The sequence below is a fragment of the Pseudomonas sp. PDM28 genome (assembly GCF_019219115.1).
Taxonomy (GTDB): domain Bacteria; phylum Pseudomonadota; class Gammaproteobacteria; order Pseudomonadales; family Pseudomonadaceae; genus Aquipseudomonas; species Aquipseudomonas laurylsulfatiphila.
On record NZ_JAHUWG010000007.1, the window covers coordinates 433,935 to 449,857 of the forward strand.

Genomic DNA, 15,923 nt, shown 5'->3' on the forward strand with positions numbered 1-15,923 from the left:
ATTGGAATTAACTCGTCCACCCATGTCAGGAATGACCGACCATGCTCGACCTCAACGACATCGCGATGTTTGTCCAGGTGGTCCGCTGCGGCAGCTTTGCCGAGGCGGCGCGCTGGCTCGGCATGCCGCCCAATACCCTGAGTCGCCGCATCCAGCAGCTCGAAGCGCACCTCGGCACACGGCTGCTGCAACGCTCCACCCGCAAGCTCACGCTCACCAGTGCCGGCCAAGGCTTTCACGAGCGTTGCGTGGGAGCCGTCGAGGGTCTGCTCGAAGCGGGACAAGCGTTGATGACCGGCAGCAACGAACCCAGCGGGCTGGTACGGGTGGCGGCTCCCGCCGACTTTTTCGACTTTTTCCAGATGGAATGGGTGAGCGGGTTTCTGGCCGAGCACCCGCGCGTGCGGCTCGATTTCGTGCTCAGCGATGCGAAGGCCGACCTGATCGCAGAACAGATCGACGTCGCCTTTCGCGGCGGCCCCTTGCGCGATTCCGGCTTTGTCGGGCGCCAGATCCTTGATCCGCGCAGCGTCGGCATGGTGGCCAGTCCGGCCTACATCGCGGCGCGTGGCGCCCCCCGCACCCTGCAGGACTTGGCGGACCACGACTGTGTGATCTCCGCGCAGCCGGGCGGCCACGCCACCTGGCGCCTGGTCGGTCCCGAGGGCGAGGAAGAAGTGCAGGTTGCCGGGCGCTTCAGCGGCAATACCGCCCAGGCATTGCGCAAGGCCGCCGTGGCCGGGCTCGGCATCGCGCTGCTGCCGCCGGTGATGGCCAGGCTCGAGGTAGAGACCGGAGCGCTTATCCCGGTGCTGCCGCAATACCAGCCCAAAGGCTATGGCCTGAACGTGCTGTATCCGAGCCGTCGGCAGTTACCGCTGGCGGTATCGGCATTCATCGGGCTGGTGATCCGGAAGATGAATACGGCAGACGCACCGCAGGAGCCTCGGTAACCAGCCCCGTTACTGGCACCCCATGGATCTGAACCGCGTGAGCACCTAGACTTTGTGCGCCCCTGCCCTCCTCGCCGATTGTTGAACGGGTCCCATGACTGAGCATGCCAAGTACCATCACGTGTCCGAAGTACCAGGTCTGGTGTTGGGTTCCGCACGTTTTGCCGATGTCGGCTTCGATCGCCATTACCACCTCGATTTCCACATTGGCTTTGTCACCGAAGGCATCCAGCGTCATCGTTCGAAAGGCGAGTCGTTTCTTTTGGGGCCGGGACGCATTGCCCTGATGCCGCCGGGTGAAATTCACGATGGCGCGTCTGAAGGCGGCGGCGCCTATACGCTCAAGACGTTCCGCCTGTCGCAGGCACTGATCGCGGACATGACCGAGGAGATCAGCGGTCAACCGAGAGAACTTGAGTTGACCAGTGTGTTGCTGGAGGACGCGCGGCTTGTCGGCAACCTGCGCGGGCTGCACGAAGCGATGCAGCAGGCCGTTGGCCCCGGCAGCCTCGCGGTGCAGACGCAATGGATCACCCTGCTTGAACGCCTGTTGCGCCAGTCACGGGCACTCACGCCCGAAAGCATTCCCGGATCGCTCTCAGCCCTGCAATGGTCGCGCGTCAGGGACTATTGTTTCAGTCACATCGATCAGCGCATCACGCTCGATGATCTTGCCGGACTGTGCGGTCTGGGCCGATTCCCGTTCCTCAAGCAATTCAAGCGGACCATCGGCATGACGCCGCACGCGTGGCTGCTTCGGCTGCGTCTGGAACGGGCGTGTGGCCTGCTATCGCGCAGCGGTCAATCGATCATCGATGTCGCCCACGCCGTCGGCTTTTACGATCAGAGCCATTTCAACCGCGCCTTTCGCCAGGCATTCGGCGTCGCCCCCTCGCGCTACAGGACTTAGGGCGTCGCATCAGGCGAGCGTCAATTTTTTACAAGCGCGACAACCGTCCCTCTCCCTAGGATGCGCCAATCCAGGCGAAACACCTTCGCCTGCGCAACCGAGAACCGGATGATGAACGGTGAAACAAACAGAGCGCCCGCCCTGGGTTTTTCAAGTGACAACATCGCAGGCGCATCGCCGGAGGTGGCACACGCCCTCGCCAAACACAGCACGGGCCAGGCGGGCCCCTATGGCAGCGACGAGTTGACGGCGCAGGTCCAGCGCAAATTCAGCGAGATCTTCGAGCGCGACGTGGATGTTTTACTGGTGCCCACCGGCACCGCCGCCAACGGCCTGTGCCTGAGCGCGATGACGCCACCCTGGGGCAATATCTATTGCCATCCCGCCAGTCACATCAACAACGACGAATGCGGCGCGCCTGAGTTCTTCTCCAACGGCGCGAAGCTGATGACCATCGACGGCCCGTCGGCCAAGCTGGACATCAACCGACTGCGTGAGCGCACCCGCGAAAAACTGGGTGACGTGCACACGACCCAGCCCGCCTGCGTCAGCATCACCCAGGCCACCGAAGTTGGCAGCGTCTACACCCTGGACGACATCGCGGCCATCGGTGAGATCTGCAAGTCGGCGTCCCTCGGGTTTCATATGGATGGGTCCCGATTCGCCAACGCCCTGGTGTCCCTGGGATGCTCGGCGGCAGAGATGACCTGGAAGGCCGGCGTGGATGCCCTGTCGTTTGGCGCCACCAAGAATGGCGTGCTGGCGGCGGAAGCCATCGTCCTGTTCAACGCCTCGCTCGCCACCGAGATGAGGTACCGCCGCAAGCGTGCAGGTCACCTCTTCTCCAAAATGCGTTTTCTTTCGGCGCAGATCGATGCGTACCTGACCGATGATCTCTGGCTGCGCAATGCCCGCAAGGCCAACGATGCCGCCCAGCGCCTGGCGCAGGGGCTTGCCGGGCTGAGCGGCGTTGAAGTGTTGGGTGGCACCGAGGCGAATATCCTGTTTTGTCGGCTGGACCCTGCCGTGATTGATGCACTGCTGAAGGCCGGGTTCGTCTTCTACCATGATCGCTGGGGCCCTAACATCGTGCGTTTTGTCACCTCGTTCGCCACCACCGCCGAGGATGTCGATCACCTGTTGAGCCATGTGAGGCGAGTGGTGAGGTCGGTACACGCATAACGGGCGCAATGCGCAATGACCGATGGCGGCGGTGCTCACTCTTAGTCGAATGAGCACCCGCCACTGCGGCGTCAGGCGTCTACATCTGGCGGTAAAGAATCATGCCCGCGTGATACAGAATCCCGTCGCGGAACTCCCCGTCAGCCGTGAAGCCGGTGTCATCTACGTACTCGATATGGTCACCCTCCAGCCAATACCGGCCCTGGTAGGCACTGGTCTTGCGGCCCCGGGCTTCATCGTACCGGCCACCTGGTAACAGTTCATGGCGGATGAGCCCGTCTGCCGTGACCCACAGACCAACGTACTTATCCTGATCAGCGGTTTTTTTCCTCGTCATGTTCAAGTCCTCCGTTCAGAACGCACTGGCGGTCGGGCGGACAATCAGTTCACTGACGTCCACATCGGCAGGCTGTTCAATGGCGTAAGCGATCGCACGAGCAACCGCCATTGCAGGGATGGCGATCTTGCGGAACTCGCGCATCTCCGCCCGCCCGCCTTCATCGGAAATGCTCTCGGCCAATTCGGACTCGGTAACCCCAGGGGAAATCACCGTGACACGAATGTCCCCGCCGACCTCCTGGCGCAACCCTTCCGAGATGGCACGCACGGCAAACTTGGTCGCGCAGTAGACCGCCGCCGTCGGGCTGACGGTGTAGGCACCGATCGAGGCGATATTGATGAACTGGCCTGATTGCTGTTTTTGCATCAGCGGCAAACCGGCCGCGATACCGTGCAAGACCCCGCGAATATTGACGTCGATCATCCGGTCCCACTCGGAGACTTTCAGCGCCTCGAGTTTCGACAGCGGCATCACCCCGGCATTGTTGACGATCACATCGACCCGGCCATGCAGCTTCAACGCAAAGTCCACAAACCCTTGCATGTCGTCTCGGCGGGTGACATCCAATGCCTGGAAGTGAGCGACTCCACCGCTCGCGTTGATCTCGCCACAGAGTATTTCGAGGCGCTCGGTACGACGTGCCCCGAGCACGACATGCGCCCCCTTGCTGGCCAACAGGCGCGCTGTCGCCTCGCCTATACCACTGCTCGCGCCGGTGATCAGAACGATTTTTTTCGAGATGTTCGACATGACCCTATTCCCTCACTTGAGTGTCTGGTGACGCGAGAGCGGTGTCTCGCTGCCAGTCCAGATTAGGAATAACGACGGTCGGCCAGTTAGTCAGATCCTTCTGACAACTTGCCTGATCCTGTCGGGGAACACCTTACTTCGTTGCGTCGAGGACAAGCCTGCCCTGTAAATGCCGGCCCATGCTTTTCTCGATCGCCACTTTGGCTTCGCTCAACGGGAATGCCTCGACGTCGACGCAGAGGTGTCCCTTGTCGAACAGTTCGGCAATCAGCGAAAGCTGCCGGCCATCGGAGCGAGTCGCAAAGTTGGCCGGGGTCACACCGTAGTCGTTGGCCAGCGACATGTTCGGCAGGCTCACGGGCGATACCAGCACGCCGTGTTTTTTCAGCACCGCAAACGAACGGGTCTGTGTGTCGCCACCTACCAGGTCCAGTACCACATCGACACCGGACACCAGCTCTTCGAATGCCTGGGTGCTGTAGTCGATGGTGTAATCAGCGCCGAGGTCTTTCAGATAAGCATGATTATGCGCGGAGGCCGTTGCGTAGACTTCAGCCCCCAGGTACTTGGCCATCTGCACGGCCATGCTGCCCACGCCCCCGGCCGCGGCGTGGATCAACACTTTCTGTCGACGTTGCACACCCGCGTGTTCGGTCAGGGCCTGCCAGGCCGTCAGGGCCGTGGCGGGGACAGCGCTGGCCTGCAAGGCACTGAGTGATTTGGGTTTCAGCGCCAGTTTTGCAACCTGGGCGACGGCTTTGGTCGCATACCCCCCGACGATGTTGATGAAGCCGAACACTTCATCGCCGAGGTTGAATTCAGTGACGCCCTGCCCCAGCGCGATCACGGTACCGGCCACTTCAACCCCCGGGGTAAAGGGCAGTGGCAAAGGGATGAACGCTTTCATGGCACCGGAGAGGATCTTCCAGTCAATCGGGTTCACCCCGGCTCCAGCGACATCGATCAGCACTTCACCGGCACCGGCCACCGGGTCGGCAATGTCTTCCAGACGTAAAACTTCAGGGCTGCCGTATTCGTACACGCGTATGGCTTTCATGGAGGTCTCGACTATCAAAAAAAATAAGGGAGAAGAACATTGCGCTGCGAGGGGCTGGCCTTCGCAGCGCGGGGGTATCAACGACGGCGGGCGTCGAGGCTGAAACGACCGGCACCAAAGGCCACGACCTGCAACAGGCCACCCGCCATCGCGATGTTCTTGAAGAAGTGGATGAACTGGTTTTGATCGCCCAGGGCGTTATGGAAAGCCAGTGCGGTAAACACGCTGAACACAGCCAGCACAGCGGCAACGGTGCGGGTGCGGTAACCGGCGATCAGTGCCAGGCCACCACCGATTTCAACGACGATCGCCAGCGCCAGCGCCAATTGCGGAAGCGGAAGACCCACTGAGCCGATGTAGCCGACCATCATGGCCGGAGCGGCCAGTTTCGAAAAACCGGAGAGGATGAAGATTGCACTGAGCAGTACGCGGCCGATCAACGAGGCCGAGGCCTGGGTGAAGTCGGAACGGCTCTGTTCAGCGGTGGCGGAATGAGCGATGTTTGCGGAAGTCGTCATGAGGCATTTCCTTCAATGGGTTGCGATTCGACATGAACCGCCCTGTTGAGGAAATGTTGCGCCTGGACAGCTCATCTGAATAGCCGACTAATTTAGATCATTAGATTCGATAAAATAGACAAGCCAATCACCCCATCGAAAGGGAGCTCAATCGTGCAAACCGCTGAGCGAACGTCTGCAACAGGCCTGGAGGCCCACATTCGCGGTCAGCGCCTGGCCGCCTCCGACGAGGTTTTTTCCAACGATGTGCTGGTGCAGATCTTTACCCGCGAGCGGATCGAGCAAAGCGTTATCGTTCCCGCCGTGGCTGAGCCGCTGATCGTCTGGGTACTTTCCGGGAGCGCCACCATTGAGGAACGGGAGGCAGGCGAAGCGTGGCGGGCGAGTGAAGTGACACAGGGGGATTTTTTCCTCACCACCAGCGCCATGCCCTACGAGATGCGCTGGCAAGTGACCAGTGCGGAGCCCTTTGTGGTGATGCACATTTACATCGGCCTGCCCCTGCTGGAACGAGCGATCCAGGAAACCGGCAAACACGTCACCGGTTCGATTTGTCTGCGTGAAATATCCGGGGGGCGTGACGAGACTTTATCGTTGTTGTTCGAACAGTTCAGGGTCGAACTGCAATCCCGGGGAGAAACCAGCCCGCTGCTGATGCAAGGCATCGCCCAGTGCATCGCCGTGCACCTGGCGCGCCACTATCTGGATGCGCAAGCCGATAACATCGTTCAGCGCAACGCCCTGCCGGCCTTCAAGCTCAAGCGTGCGGTGACTGCGATGGAGGCGTCGCTGGGTGAGACGTTTTGCCTGGGGGATCTGGCCGACGCAGCCGGGATGAGCGAGTACCACTTCAGCCGCCTGTTCAAACGCGCCACGGGACTTTCACCCTCGCGCTACTTCATCAGGCTGAGAATGACCAAGGCCAGGCAACTGCTGATCGAAACCGACATGAGCATCATCGATGCGGGACTTGAGGTCGGGTACAGCAGCGCCAGCCATTTTTCCCAGGCATTCAAACGGGAGGTCGGCGTCCCGCCCAGTCATTACCGCAAATGAAAACGCGGCACGGCGCTCGCCGTGCCGCCAGTACAACCGGCCAATCAACTGCCCACGGGAATGCTCATGCCGCCATCGGCCATGACCACCGAGCCGACAATGAAACTGGCGCGCTCGGAGGCCAGGAACGCCACGATCTCGGCGATTTCATCGGGCGAAGCCGCACGGCCGATCGGTGCCGACTTGCCGTGCTCTTGCAGGAAGCCCGGGCCGTCTTCCATGAAGTGATTGAGCAGATTGGTGACCACGTCGCCCACGCCAATCGCATTGACCCGAATACCGTGCTCTATCGCTTCCAGGGCCTGGGTTCGGGTCAGTTGCGCCAGGGCCCCTTTCGATGCGGTGTAGGCCGCGATGCCCGGGAACGCGAAGTAAGAGGCATAGGACGCAATGTTGACGATGGCGCCTGACTTTTGCTTCATCATTTCTTTCGCCGCTTCACGGGAATGAAGGAACGCACCCGTCACGTTGGTCTCCATCTGCCAGCTCCAGTCCTCGCGCGTCATCTCGACCAGAGGCTTGTAGATGATCCGCCCCGCGTTGTTGACCAGCACATCGAGCTTGCCGAAGTGTTGAACGGCCAGGGCAACCGCTTTTTCCGCCGAGCCATCGACCGTGATGTCGGCCACGAATGGCACCAGGCCCGGACGCTCTAGGGCGTTCACTTCAGGGTTGATGTCTTCGGCAATGACCTTGGCGCCACGGGCATGGAACAGCTCGGCGATGGCACGGCCGATACCGCTGGCGGCGCCCGTGACAATCACGACTTTGCCGGCGATTTCGTTGGGGGTAGGCATAAAATCAGTCATTTCGTTTCTCCTGGCAAGAGAGCAGCTGAACCATTCCAGCCGCTGCGCATACGCCTGAACGTATGCGGGGTGTCGCTTTCGACGACTCAACTGTCGCCGATCACGGTTCGCCACTCTTTAGGAGCCTTGTTCAACCTGTCGCGGTTTTGCGCTTATCTGCCTGGTGTTTCATTTTTCCAGCACACCGGGCGGATGCATGACGCTATACGATGTACCGGGATAATATTGGCCATTACGTTCGAGGAAATTGGCATGATCTCTGACCCCGGAACACCGACACTGGACCAACTGCGCGTGTTCCTGACGGTCGTCGAAGTCGGCAGTTTTGCCGCAGCGGCCAGAAAACTGCACCGGGCCACCTCGGTCATCAGTTACTCGATCGCCAATCTGGAAATGCAGCTCGGCGTGTCGCTGTTTGACCGTCAGACCACCCGCAAACCCCAGCTCACCGATGCCGGCCGTACCGTGCTGGCCGAAGCCAGGACCATCGCCAACGGTATTCATGGATTGCGCGCCAAAGTGAAGGGCCTGCTCCAGGGGCTCGAAGCCGAGGTTCACGTGGTACTCGATGTGATGCTTCCCCCCGATCGCGTGGTGGACGCACTCAAATCCTTTCGCGAAGAATTCCCGACCGTTGCCCTGCACTTGCATATGGAAGCCCTCGGCGCCGTCACTGAGCTGGTGATCAACCGTGGCGCGATCATCGGCGTCAGTGGGCCCATGAATGAAGGCATCGACGGTATCGAAAGAATGGGCGTCGGCAGTGTCGAGCTGATTCCGGTGGCCGCCCCCAATCATCCACTGGCATCGAGCGACTCGAATGTTCCGGGCGCCGGGCGAGAGTTCACGCAACTGGTGCTGTCCGACCGTTCGGTGCTGACCAAGGACAAGGATTTCGCCGTGCTCAGCAACCGCACCTGGCGCCTGGCGGACCTGGGCGCCAAGCACATGCTGCTGCGTGAAGGCATCGGCTGGGGCAACATGCCAGCCCCGATGGTCCAGGAAGATCTGCAGAGCGGCCGACTCGTGCAACTGAACATTCCGGAATACAAAAGCGGCCGATATTCCTTCGACGTCATCTACCGCACGGATCTGCCACCGGGACCGGCCGCGCGATGGTTGATTGAACGCTTCGTTCAACAAGGCTCGGCGCAGGCGGCTTCGGCTTGAGGACGGGACTTGTCGATTTTCTGGAAATCCCGGGGGAACACAGATTACGAAATATCTGTAGGAGCTGCCGAAGGCTGCGATCTTTTGATCTTGATCTTCAGAAATCTCCAGATCGCAAAAGCAGGATCAAAAGATCGCAGCCTTCGGCAGCTCCTACAGGGGAACGTGTGCACCACCAAACAACGAGGGCGAGCGTTAGCTCGCCTCGCGGTGCTGGCCCCCCCTCGAGAGGTCGAACGTCAGGGGTATGAGCCCTTGGTTACTTGGGACCATTACTCACTTCAGATGGCATAATCGCAACCGGTTCATAACAGGTGCGTATCAATGACCGTCGAAAGCTACGACCAACTGGCGATCTTCTCGGCCGTGGCACAGGAGCGCAGTTTCACCCGTGCCGCCGCCAGGCTGGGTATGTCGCAGCCGGCCTTGAGCCGCGCGATGCGCCAGCTGGAGGATCGACTGGGTGTCCGGTTGTTGTCTCGCACCACGCGCAGCGTTTCGCCGACTGAAGCCGGCGAGCATCTGCTGCGGGTGATCGCCCCCAGGTTCGAAGAGATCGACAACGAACTGGCCTTGCTCAGTGCATTCCGCGACAAGCCGGCGGGCAAATTGCGGATCACGGCCGGCGAGCATGCAGCAATCACGGTTCTGCACCCCGTACTGGCCAAATTGCTGCCGGACTATCCTGACCTCAACATCGAAATCATCGTCGACTACGGCTTTACCGACATAGTGGCCGAAGGCTTCGACGCTGGCGTACGGTTGGGTGAACAGGTCGCCAAGGACATGATCGCCATGCGCATCGGCCCCGACATGCGCATGGCGGTGGTCGGCTCCCCCGCGTATTTCGCCCGATATTCAAAGCCCGTCGTCCCGATCGATCTGATGCAGCACAATTGCATCACCTTGCGCATGCCGACTCACGGTGGGCTGTATTCGTGGGAGTTCGAGAAGAATGGCCAGCCAGTGAACGTCCGCGTCGAGGGCCAACTGGTGTTCAACAACATTGCCATGCGCCTGCAGGCCGCCCTGCAGGGGTTGGGCCTGGCCTACATGCCGGAAGACCAGGTGCAGGAGCATGTAGCGCAGGGCCGGTTGATCCGCGTGCTCACGGACTGGTGCGAGCCGTTCTCCGGCTACCACCTCTATTACCCGAGCCGGCGGCAGAGCTCGCCGGCTTTTACCTTGCTGCGCGAAGCCTTGCGCTATCCGGGCTGATTGGCCTGGGTGGCGTCCAGCGCCTCGGCGGCGCGCTTGGCTGCATCGGCATCCCCCTGATCGGCCAGTAGCCGGGTCAACTGACGCAATTGCCCGACGGTCAGGCCGACCCGCAGGCTGGCGGCCATGTGCGAGCGCAGTTGTGACTCTACGCCCGGCGTGGCGGCCAGCGCCGCGACGGTCGCCAGCTCCCGACTTTGCCAGTCAAGGTTGTCGCGCTCGAAAATGTCACCGAACAAATGCGTTTGCAGGTACTGATTGATGACTGGGACGAAGTCGAACAGCGGCCCCTGGACAGGCGCCCCGGCAATGCGCGTCTGGTTGGCCTTGCCAACCGCCAGCAACTCATCGCCGACGGGAATGATGCGACCGGGCTCGCGCCCCGCAACATCCTCGATGCCCCGCTGTTTGCGTGCTTCGACCACTTTCATCAACTCGCCAAGGGCATTGAGGCTGCGGGGAAAACCGCTGTAGGCATAGAGCTGCACCAGTATTTCCTTGGCCTCGCTGACCGTCAGCCCCGCATCAAGCCCCTGGTTCAGGGCCGCATTGAGTCGGGGAATATTGCTCGCGGCCATGGCGGCGGCAATCAACGGGATGGCCTGTTGCCTGGACGACAATGTCTCGGAAACGGGTGGCGTCGCAGGCAAGGATTGTGGCGCAACAGGACGCTGTACGCTGTACTGGGCATCGGTGACCTTCTCCAGCCATAGCACGCTTTTGCCCTCTACCGATCCGGTCACGGCCAGGTGTGTCATGCGGCTCGTCGCAGCGGCACCATGCCAGTGCTTGACGCCCGGCGGGCAGACAATCACATCGCCTGGATGGATTTCCTGCACGGGCTTGCCCCACTCTTGCGTCAGGCCGACACCGGAGGTCACTACCAATCGCTGGCCGGCAGGATGGGTGTGCCAGGCCGAACGCGCGCCCGGCTCGAAGGTGACGTAGGCACCGGACGCATTATTCTCGCCCGTGGCAGGAAACAACGGATCGACGCGCACCTGTCCGGTGAAATAATCCGCCGGGCCCGCGACCGAAGCCTGGCTGCCTGCCCGACTGATCTGCTGGGCGGCCCTGGGCTCACTGACACTGTCGGCCCCTGCTGCGCCGGCAAAAGGCGCCGCGGCGCACACCGCGATGCCAAAAAGCGTGTTTTTCATGATGAAGGATCCTTCGAGTCAGAGTGTTCTGGCGTAGAACGCGTTCAACTGGCCAATGGCGACGTCCACATACTCAGGCACCCAATAGGTTTCGATATGGGTCGCGCCATCGATCGTGAACAGTTTCTTGTCCCGGGTTCCAGTGGCCTTGGCGAACGCCTGCTCCGACATGTACAGGCTGTCGGCCTTGCTGCCGGCGATCATCAGCAAGGGTTGATCGATCAGTTCGATCTGGTCCGTGGCATCGAAGCTCATCAGGTCCAGCAGGCTGCTCTGGGTGTAGCGGAAGGTCGAGTTCGGATGGGCGTGGGTCTTGCCGTAATACTCGTAACCCTGCCGATACAGATCGAACGGCAGCTTGGCGATCTGCTCATCGGTCAGCCTGAAGTCGCCAACGTAGAGCACCTCCCCGCCCGCCGCTTCCTGCGCGCGGGCGGCCGAAGCCTGTTGCAAGCGCTCCTGGATCGTCGACAGTTGCGAGTCCCGGTAACCATTGCGACGTACCAGCCCGGAGTTGAACATGCTCAAGGTCGCGATTGACTGGAAGCGTTTGTCGGTTTGCGCCGCCTTCAACGAATACCCCCCGCCGCCGCAGATACCGAGCAAGCCCAGTCGCGCGCTATCGACGCCGGGATAGCGGGCGATGAAGTCCGCCATGCCATGGATGTCCTCGATGCGGTACGCGGGCTTGTCGATGTTGCGCGGCTCGCCACCGCTGGCCCCCTGATACGCCGCATCCGCCGTGATCGTGATGTAGCCCTGATCGGCCAGGCGCTGGGCATACAGGCCGGCGACCTGCTCCTTCACCCCGCCATTGGGATGCGCCACGACGACGGCCGGGTATTGCTTCGACGCGTCATAATTGGCCGGGGTGTAAACGTTGGCGGCGATGTCCAGGCCGTTGAGTCTGTAGGTGACCGGATGGATGTTGACCTTGCCCGGCTCGTTCTTCACCAGCGCGCCTGCGTAGGTCAGGGTGTAGGGATTGTGTTTGTAGTCCGCGGCCTCGGCGTCAACGCCGGACATGCCGATCATGGCGGCCATGAGTGTGGCCTTCAGCGTGGTTCGCATCTTGTGAATACTCCTGACAATTCCAGTTTCCAAGGGTGTGCGGCAGCGATTGCCCTGCTCGGCATCAATCGAGGTTTTTCTCGGCGAGAAACTGCGAAACAAGGTCCGCGATCTCGACGTTGTTCAGGTCCGAAAACGGGAAGTGGCTGTTGCCCCTGATGCCGATCTCCGGCAAGTGAATGAGCCGCACGTCGCCGCCATGGCGGTTTACGGTGTCTCGCCACAGTCGCGCCATCTCGAGCCGGGCACGCCAGCTGTCCTGTGCCGGTAAACGAACCGGCTTGTCCGGGATGTTGTCGCCGTAGATGATCAGGATGGGGATATGCGTCAGCGCTTCGAACTGCGCCTTCGATACGACCTGCGCCGAGAGCGTGTCGAACGCGCTGGGAATCGGCGCCGGCACCTCGCCCTCGGGAAACACGAAGCTGCTTCCCGGCTCGAACGCGACGATGCCCCGCACATGCTGGCTCTTGATCGCGGTCATCCAACCGGGTCCACCGCCCTGAGAGTGGGTGAACAGGATGGCGGGCCCGGTCTTGTCCAACAGCGCGGATACGCCATCGGAGGCGACTTCAATGTCATAAGGGCCGGTGTTGGGTGTCATCGAACGGAAGAATTGCTCCAGCGCCTGCGGCCCACGGGGGAACTGACTGCCCTCGAAGGTTTCGGGCCACAGTCCGATGCGGAACTGGTTGAACCACAGTTGCTCGTCCGGCACTGGCTTGATCGTCGTTTCCATCAGGCTGCGCCCCGCATCGCCACGGCGCGGTTGGTCGATCAGGTAGGTGGAGAACCCGCGCCGCAGGAAGATATTCTGGAAGCCTTCGCGGCCATCGGCCGTGGTTTCCCAGGACTTCGCCGATTGCCCTGCGCCATGCCACATGACAATGGGCAACGGATGCGCATCGACCGGTACCTGATAGAACGCATACACATGGTCGCCATGGTAGGTCTGGCCGTCCGGTATCAGCGGTTTGTAAGGATCAAAGCGACCCGGCTGGGTGATCAGTCCCCCGCCGGCAATCAGGCTTCCTTGATCCTTGATGATCAGCGGGCTGCGCTCGGCAGCCTCCACCAGCGCCCCGCCAGTCAGGGTGAGACAGAGCGTGCCCGCCCTGACGGCGGCATGTGCGTACTTGCGGATGGAATCCCGGGTCATGAGTGGCTCTCGACGTGTAATCGCAGAGATGCAAACTACCGCCCAGGCATTAATTAATGAATAGACCCAATCGGATAGCAGTAATACCAAAAACACATAATTGTATTGATTGAGACAGGTCCAGCCGAAGGTGGAGGATGTCCTGAAAGAGGCCTAATCTGAATAGACACGACCTTGATCACGCCTCTTGATACAGGGGAACCGGAATGACGGGACAGACTGCACGCCAATGCTCGTCATGGATCCTGCTTTCCCTGCTCGCCGCCAATCTGGCGCTGACAGCCGGATGCTCAGGCAAAACCAACACGGCTCGCTATTCAGCCTCGAACACCGGCTCAGCCTGCTATGCGAAAGCCCTCCCCACTGTCGGCGAAGGTGGCCTCGCCTGGGGCGACACGCTGAACATGGCTCGCCAGAAATCCCTGAATAACTGCATCCGCTATGCCGGCCGATCGGGCGGCACGCCGAATACCTGCCAGGTGGTGTTGGCGGAATGTAAACACTGATAGAGCGGTTTTTCGTTTCTGCGTCGCTTTTGCATTTCTGTGCGACAGATCCCACTTCTAGGGCTCCCGTTTCACACGCGCATGGTGTTAGTTTTGAAATGTTTCTGATCAAGCGATCAGATATTTCTTACAACCCGCCTGCAAAGGAATGCCCCCAGCAATGGATTTTTCATTCAAGCACCTGGCTGCGACCACCCTGATGCTCGCCAGCCTTTCGTCGTTCACCAGCGCTGCCCACGCCAACATCACACCGCAACAGAGCGCGATCATCCTCAAGACGTTCAATGATGCTTCGGTCAAGGATTTCCGCCAGTTCCTGCAAACCCTGGCCAAGAGCGATGTCGCCAAAACCGATGATCTCGGCCCGGCCATCAGTGCCTTCCTCGGCAACAAGACGCTGTCCACTGAGCAGCAGAACGAAATCCATCGTTTGCTCGGTCTTTACGCCCGGGTGAAATACGGCAGCGCGGCCACCGAAACCCTGAAGGAGCTGGTGGCCATTCCGACCGTGCGCGTGGACGGCGTTGACCAGCACGACAATCCCGAATTCCTCAAGATTGCCGAGAAGATCAAGGGCCTCGCCCAGGCGTTCAACCTGAACTTTCGCAACATCGACAACCGCGTGTACGAGATCTCCCTCGAGGGCAAGGGCGATGAGGTCGTGGGCATTCACGCCCATGCCGATGTGGTGCCGGTGACGCCGGAGAACTGGGTTCTGCAGGACGGCACCCGCCTCGACCCGTTCAAGGTCACCCTGGTCGGCGATCGCATGTATGGCCGCGGCACCGAAGATGACAAGAACGGCATCGTGGTGGCGCTCTACGCCATGAAGATCATCAAGGAGGAGCAACTGCCGCTGGCGCGCAACTTCAAGCTGCTGGTCGACACCACCGAAGAAACCACCGGTGACGCCATCCCCTACTACTTCGAGCGCAACCCGACGCCCAACTACAACCTGGCGCTGGATGGCGGCTACCCGGTGGTGATCGCCGAGAAAGGCTACGGCACCGTCATGGCGAGCTTCGCCAAGCGTGCTGGCGAGGGCAAAGGCGCAGAAATCATTTCGATGACCGGCGGCCTGGCCACCAACCAGATTCCGTCGACATCGGTCGCGACCCTGGTGACCGACAAGCCCGCCGAACTGGCTGCCAGCCTGCAAAAGGCCGGCACTGAGTACGCCAAGCAAAATGGCGGCAACTTCGAAGTGGCTGCCAAGGTCGACGGCAAGGACGTCAAACTGACGGTCACCGGCGTTTCCGCCCACTCCTCCGAGCCCGAGTCCGGCGTCAACCCGGTGGCCAGGATGCTCGACTTCATCAATAGCCTCGACGGCAAGGTCGCGCTCAAGCACAACCAGTTCACCGACGCTGCCCGCTACGCCGCCGACAACTGGGGGCTGGACTACCTGGGCGGCAAGCTGGGGGTCGGTTTTGCCGATGAATTCATGGGCCCGCTGACCACGTCCCTGACGTATGTCGGGATGGATGACAAAGCCTTCAAACTCGCCGTCAACCTGCGCGTGCCGAAGGGCAAGACGCCAGAAGCGCTCAAGTCCGAAATCGCCACCAAGCTGGACGCCTGGAGCAAGAAGACCGGGATCGCCCCGACCTTCGACCTGTCGATTGCCGAACCGATGTACCGCAACCCCGAGGGTGAATGGGTCAAAGCGCTGCTCGCGGTGGCCAGCGAAAACCTCGGCATGGAACACAAGTTCGGCACCTCCGCCGGCGCCACGTCCGTGCATGAACTGCCTAACGGCGTGCAATTCGGCCTGGCCATGCCGGACGTCAAGTACACCGGTCACAACGACAACGAGTTCAAGACGACCGAGCAGTTCCTGTTGGACTTGCAGATCGTGACCGAGATGATGGGCCGCATCGGGCAATTGCCGACGCTTTGATCGGTTCTTTCCCTGATTTGGACTCGGACGCGGTCCCCTGTAATTGGATGGACTCGCCCAAGCCGAGGCGTCAATGCGCCACGGTGGCAGTCTAAACAGCCAACGACAGCGAGGGCGAGTCCATGAAAAATCATAGTTCGATTAATCAATCCCTGTCTTCTTCC

At 60.9% G+C, this 15,923-nt stretch carries 16 protein-coding genes; 8 read left to right on the top strand and 8 right to left on the bottom strand.

What is annotated here, in order from left to right:
* The first annotated feature begins 41 nt into the window (after positions 1 to 41).
* From KW841_RS18680 to KW841_RS18690, 3 genes are all read left to right on the top strand, one after another.
* Complete coding sequence (locus tag KW841_RS18680) at positions 42 to 953, top strand: LysR family transcriptional regulator (protein WP_218478940.1); 912 nt, start codon at positions 42 to 44, stop codon at positions 951 to 953.
* A 94-nt stretch (positions 954 to 1,047) separates the two neighbouring features.
* A complete protein-coding gene (locus KW841_RS18685; RefSeq protein WP_218478941.1) occupies positions 1,048 to 1,863 on the top strand; it encodes an AraC family transcriptional regulator in 816 nt (271 codons plus the stop codon).
* A 111-nt stretch (positions 1,864 to 1,974) separates the two neighbouring features.
* On the top strand, positions 1,975 to 3,045 hold the full coding sequence (locus KW841_RS18690) for a low specificity L-threonine aldolase (RefSeq protein WP_218478943.1): 1,071 nt from the start codon (positions 1,975 to 1,977) through the stop codon (positions 3,043 to 3,045).
* Positions 3,046 to 3,124: 79 nt separating this feature from the next.
* Here KW841_RS18690 and KW841_RS18695 read toward each other — a convergent pair whose 3' ends face one another.
* The 4 genes from KW841_RS18695 to KW841_RS18710 all read right to left on the bottom strand — a co-directional run bounded on the left by KW841_RS18695 (position 3,125) and on the right by KW841_RS18710 (position 5,710).
* Complete coding sequence (locus tag KW841_RS18695; protein ID WP_218478945.1) at positions 3,125 to 3,382, bottom strand: Atu4866 domain-containing protein; 258 nt, start codon at positions 3,380 to 3,382, stop codon at positions 3,125 to 3,127.
* Positions 3,383 to 3,397: 15 nt separating this feature from the next.
* Complete coding sequence (locus KW841_RS18700; protein ID WP_007979562.1) at positions 3,398 to 4,135, bottom strand: SDR family oxidoreductase; 738 nt, start codon at positions 4,133 to 4,135, stop codon at positions 3,398 to 3,400.
* 133 nt (positions 4,136 to 4,268) lie between these two features.
* Positions 4,269 to 5,192, bottom strand: coding sequence for an NADP-dependent oxidoreductase (locus KW841_RS18705; protein WP_218478947.1), 924 nt, complete (start codon positions 5,190 to 5,192; stop codon positions 4,269 to 4,271).
* A 77-nt stretch (positions 5,193 to 5,269) separates the two neighbouring features.
* On the bottom strand, positions 5,270 to 5,710 hold the full coding sequence (locus KW841_RS18710) for a DoxX family protein (protein WP_218478949.1): 441 nt from the start codon (positions 5,708 to 5,710) through the stop codon (positions 5,270 to 5,272).
* A gap of 153 nt (positions 5,711 to 5,863) precedes the next feature.
* Here KW841_RS18710 and KW841_RS18715 point away from each other — a divergent pair, with 153 nt between their 5' ends.
* Positions 5,864 to 6,766 carry a helix-turn-helix domain-containing protein gene (locus KW841_RS18715; RefSeq protein ID WP_218478951.1) on the top strand — a complete coding sequence of 301 codons (903 nt, stop codon included), beginning with the start codon at positions 5,864 to 5,866 and terminating at the stop codon, positions 6,764 to 6,766.
* 44 nt (positions 6,767 to 6,810) lie between these two features.
* Here the strand turns inward: KW841_RS18715 and KW841_RS18720 are convergent, their stop codons facing one another.
* Positions 6,811 to 7,575, bottom strand: a complete 765-nt coding sequence (locus KW841_RS18720; RefSeq protein WP_218478953.1) for an SDR family NAD(P)-dependent oxidoreductase — start codon at positions 7,573 to 7,575, stop codon at positions 6,811 to 6,813.
* Positions 7,576 to 7,827: 252 nt separating this feature from the next.
* On the opposite strand from KW841_RS18720, the gene KW841_RS18725 reads away from it, so the two are divergent.
* Entirely contained in the window at positions 7,828 to 8,745 is a 918-nt protein-coding gene (locus KW841_RS18725; protein WP_218478955.1) for a LysR family transcriptional regulator, read from the top strand.
* Positions 8,746 to 9,069: 324 nt separating this feature from the next.
* Positions 9,070 to 9,963, top strand: coding sequence for a LysR family transcriptional regulator (locus KW841_RS18730; protein ID WP_116582725.1), 894 nt, complete (start codon positions 9,070 to 9,072; stop codon positions 9,961 to 9,963).
* On the opposite strand, the gene KW841_RS18735 is transcribed toward KW841_RS18730, so the two are convergent.
* The 3 genes from KW841_RS18735 to KW841_RS18745 all read right to left on the bottom strand — a co-directional run bounded on the left by KW841_RS18735 (position 9,951) and on the right by KW841_RS18745 (position 13,353).
* Positions 9,951 to 11,123, bottom strand: coding sequence for a carboxymuconolactone decarboxylase family protein (locus KW841_RS18735; RefSeq protein WP_218478958.1), 1,173 nt, complete (start codon positions 11,121 to 11,123; stop codon positions 9,951 to 9,953). The genes KW841_RS18730 and KW841_RS18735 overlap by 13 nt on opposite strands.
* An 18-nt stretch (positions 11,124 to 11,141) precedes the next feature.
* The gene (locus KW841_RS18740) at positions 11,142 to 12,194 is read right to left on the bottom strand and encodes an alpha/beta hydrolase (protein ID WP_218478961.1); all 1,053 of its coding nucleotides are present in this window, start codon (positions 12,192 to 12,194) and stop codon (positions 11,142 to 11,144) included.
* A 64-nt stretch (positions 12,195 to 12,258) separates the two neighbouring features.
* On the bottom strand, positions 12,259 to 13,353 hold the full coding sequence (locus KW841_RS18745; protein WP_218478963.1) for an alpha/beta fold hydrolase: 1,095 nt from the start codon (positions 13,351 to 13,353) through the stop codon (positions 12,259 to 12,261).
* A 206-nt stretch (positions 13,354 to 13,559) separates the two neighbouring features.
* Between KW841_RS18745 and KW841_RS18750 the strand changes: the two genes are divergently transcribed.
* Both KW841_RS18750 and KW841_RS18755 read left to right on the top strand, forming a co-directional pair.
* Positions 13,560 to 13,859: a hypothetical protein gene (locus KW841_RS18750; RefSeq protein ID WP_218478966.1), complete on the top strand. Its 300-nt coding sequence runs from the start codon at positions 13,560 to 13,562 to the stop codon at positions 13,857 to 13,859.
* A 160-nt stretch (positions 13,860 to 14,019) separates the two neighbouring features.
* A complete protein-coding gene (locus tag KW841_RS18755) occupies positions 14,020 to 15,759 on the top strand; it encodes a dipeptidase (RefSeq protein ID WP_218478968.1) in 1,740 nt (579 codons plus the stop codon).
* Positions 15,760 to 15,923: the final 164 nt, after the last annotated feature.

What these genes read in the sequence shown, in the direction of transcription:
- KW841_RS18750 (WP_218478966.1), top strand. Translation starts at nt 13,560, where the DNA reads ATGACGGGACAGACTGCACGCCAATGCTCGTCATGGATCCTGCTTTCC.
- KW841_RS18695 (WP_218478945.1), bottom strand. Translation starts at nt 3,382, where the DNA reads ATGACGAGGAAAAAAACCGCTGATCAGGATAAGTACGTTGGTCTGTGG.
- KW841_RS18710 (WP_218478949.1), bottom strand. Translation starts at nt 5,710, where the DNA reads ATGACGACTTCCGCAAACATCGCTCATTCCGCCACCGCTGAACAGAGC.
- KW841_RS18740 (WP_218478961.1), bottom strand. Translation starts at nt 12,194, where the DNA reads ATGCGAACCACGCTGAAGGCCACACTCATGGCCGCCATGATCGGCATG.
- KW841_RS18720 (WP_218478953.1), bottom strand. Translation starts at nt 7,575, where the DNA reads ATGACTGATTTTATGCCTACCCCCAACGAAATCGCCGGCAAAGTCGTG.
- KW841_RS18690 (WP_218478943.1), top strand. Translation starts at nt 1,975, where the DNA reads ATGAACGGTGAAACAAACAGAGCGCCCGCCCTGGGTTTTTCAAGTGAC.
- KW841_RS18735 (WP_218478958.1), bottom strand. Translation starts at nt 11,123, where the DNA reads ATGAAAAACACGCTTTTTGGCATCGCGGTGTGCGCCGCGGCGCCTTTT.
- KW841_RS18745 (WP_218478963.1), bottom strand. Translation starts at nt 13,353, where the DNA reads ATGACCCGGGATTCCATCCGCAAGTACGCACATGCCGCCGTCAGGGCG.
- KW841_RS18680 (WP_218478940.1), top strand. Translation starts at nt 42, where the DNA reads ATGCTCGACCTCAACGACATCGCGATGTTTGTCCAGGTGGTCCGCTGC.
- KW841_RS18700 (WP_007979562.1), bottom strand. Translation starts at nt 4,135, where the DNA reads ATGTCGAACATCTCGAAAAAAATCGTTCTGATCACCGGCGCGAGCAGT.
- KW841_RS18730 (WP_116582725.1), top strand. Translation starts at nt 9,070, where the DNA reads ATGACCGTCGAAAGCTACGACCAACTGGCGATCTTCTCGGCCGTGGCA.
- KW841_RS18705 (WP_218478947.1), bottom strand. Translation starts at nt 5,192, where the DNA reads ATGAAAGCCATACGCGTGTACGAATACGGCAGCCCTGAAGTTTTACGT.
- KW841_RS18725 (WP_218478955.1), top strand. Translation starts at nt 7,828, where the DNA reads ATGATCTCTGACCCCGGAACACCGACACTGGACCAACTGCGCGTGTTC.
- KW841_RS18685 (WP_218478941.1), top strand. Translation starts at nt 1,048, where the DNA reads ATGACTGAGCATGCCAAGTACCATCACGTGTCCGAAGTACCAGGTCTG.
- KW841_RS18755 (WP_218478968.1), top strand. Translation starts at nt 14,020, where the DNA reads ATGGATTTTTCATTCAAGCACCTGGCTGCGACCACCCTGATGCTCGCC.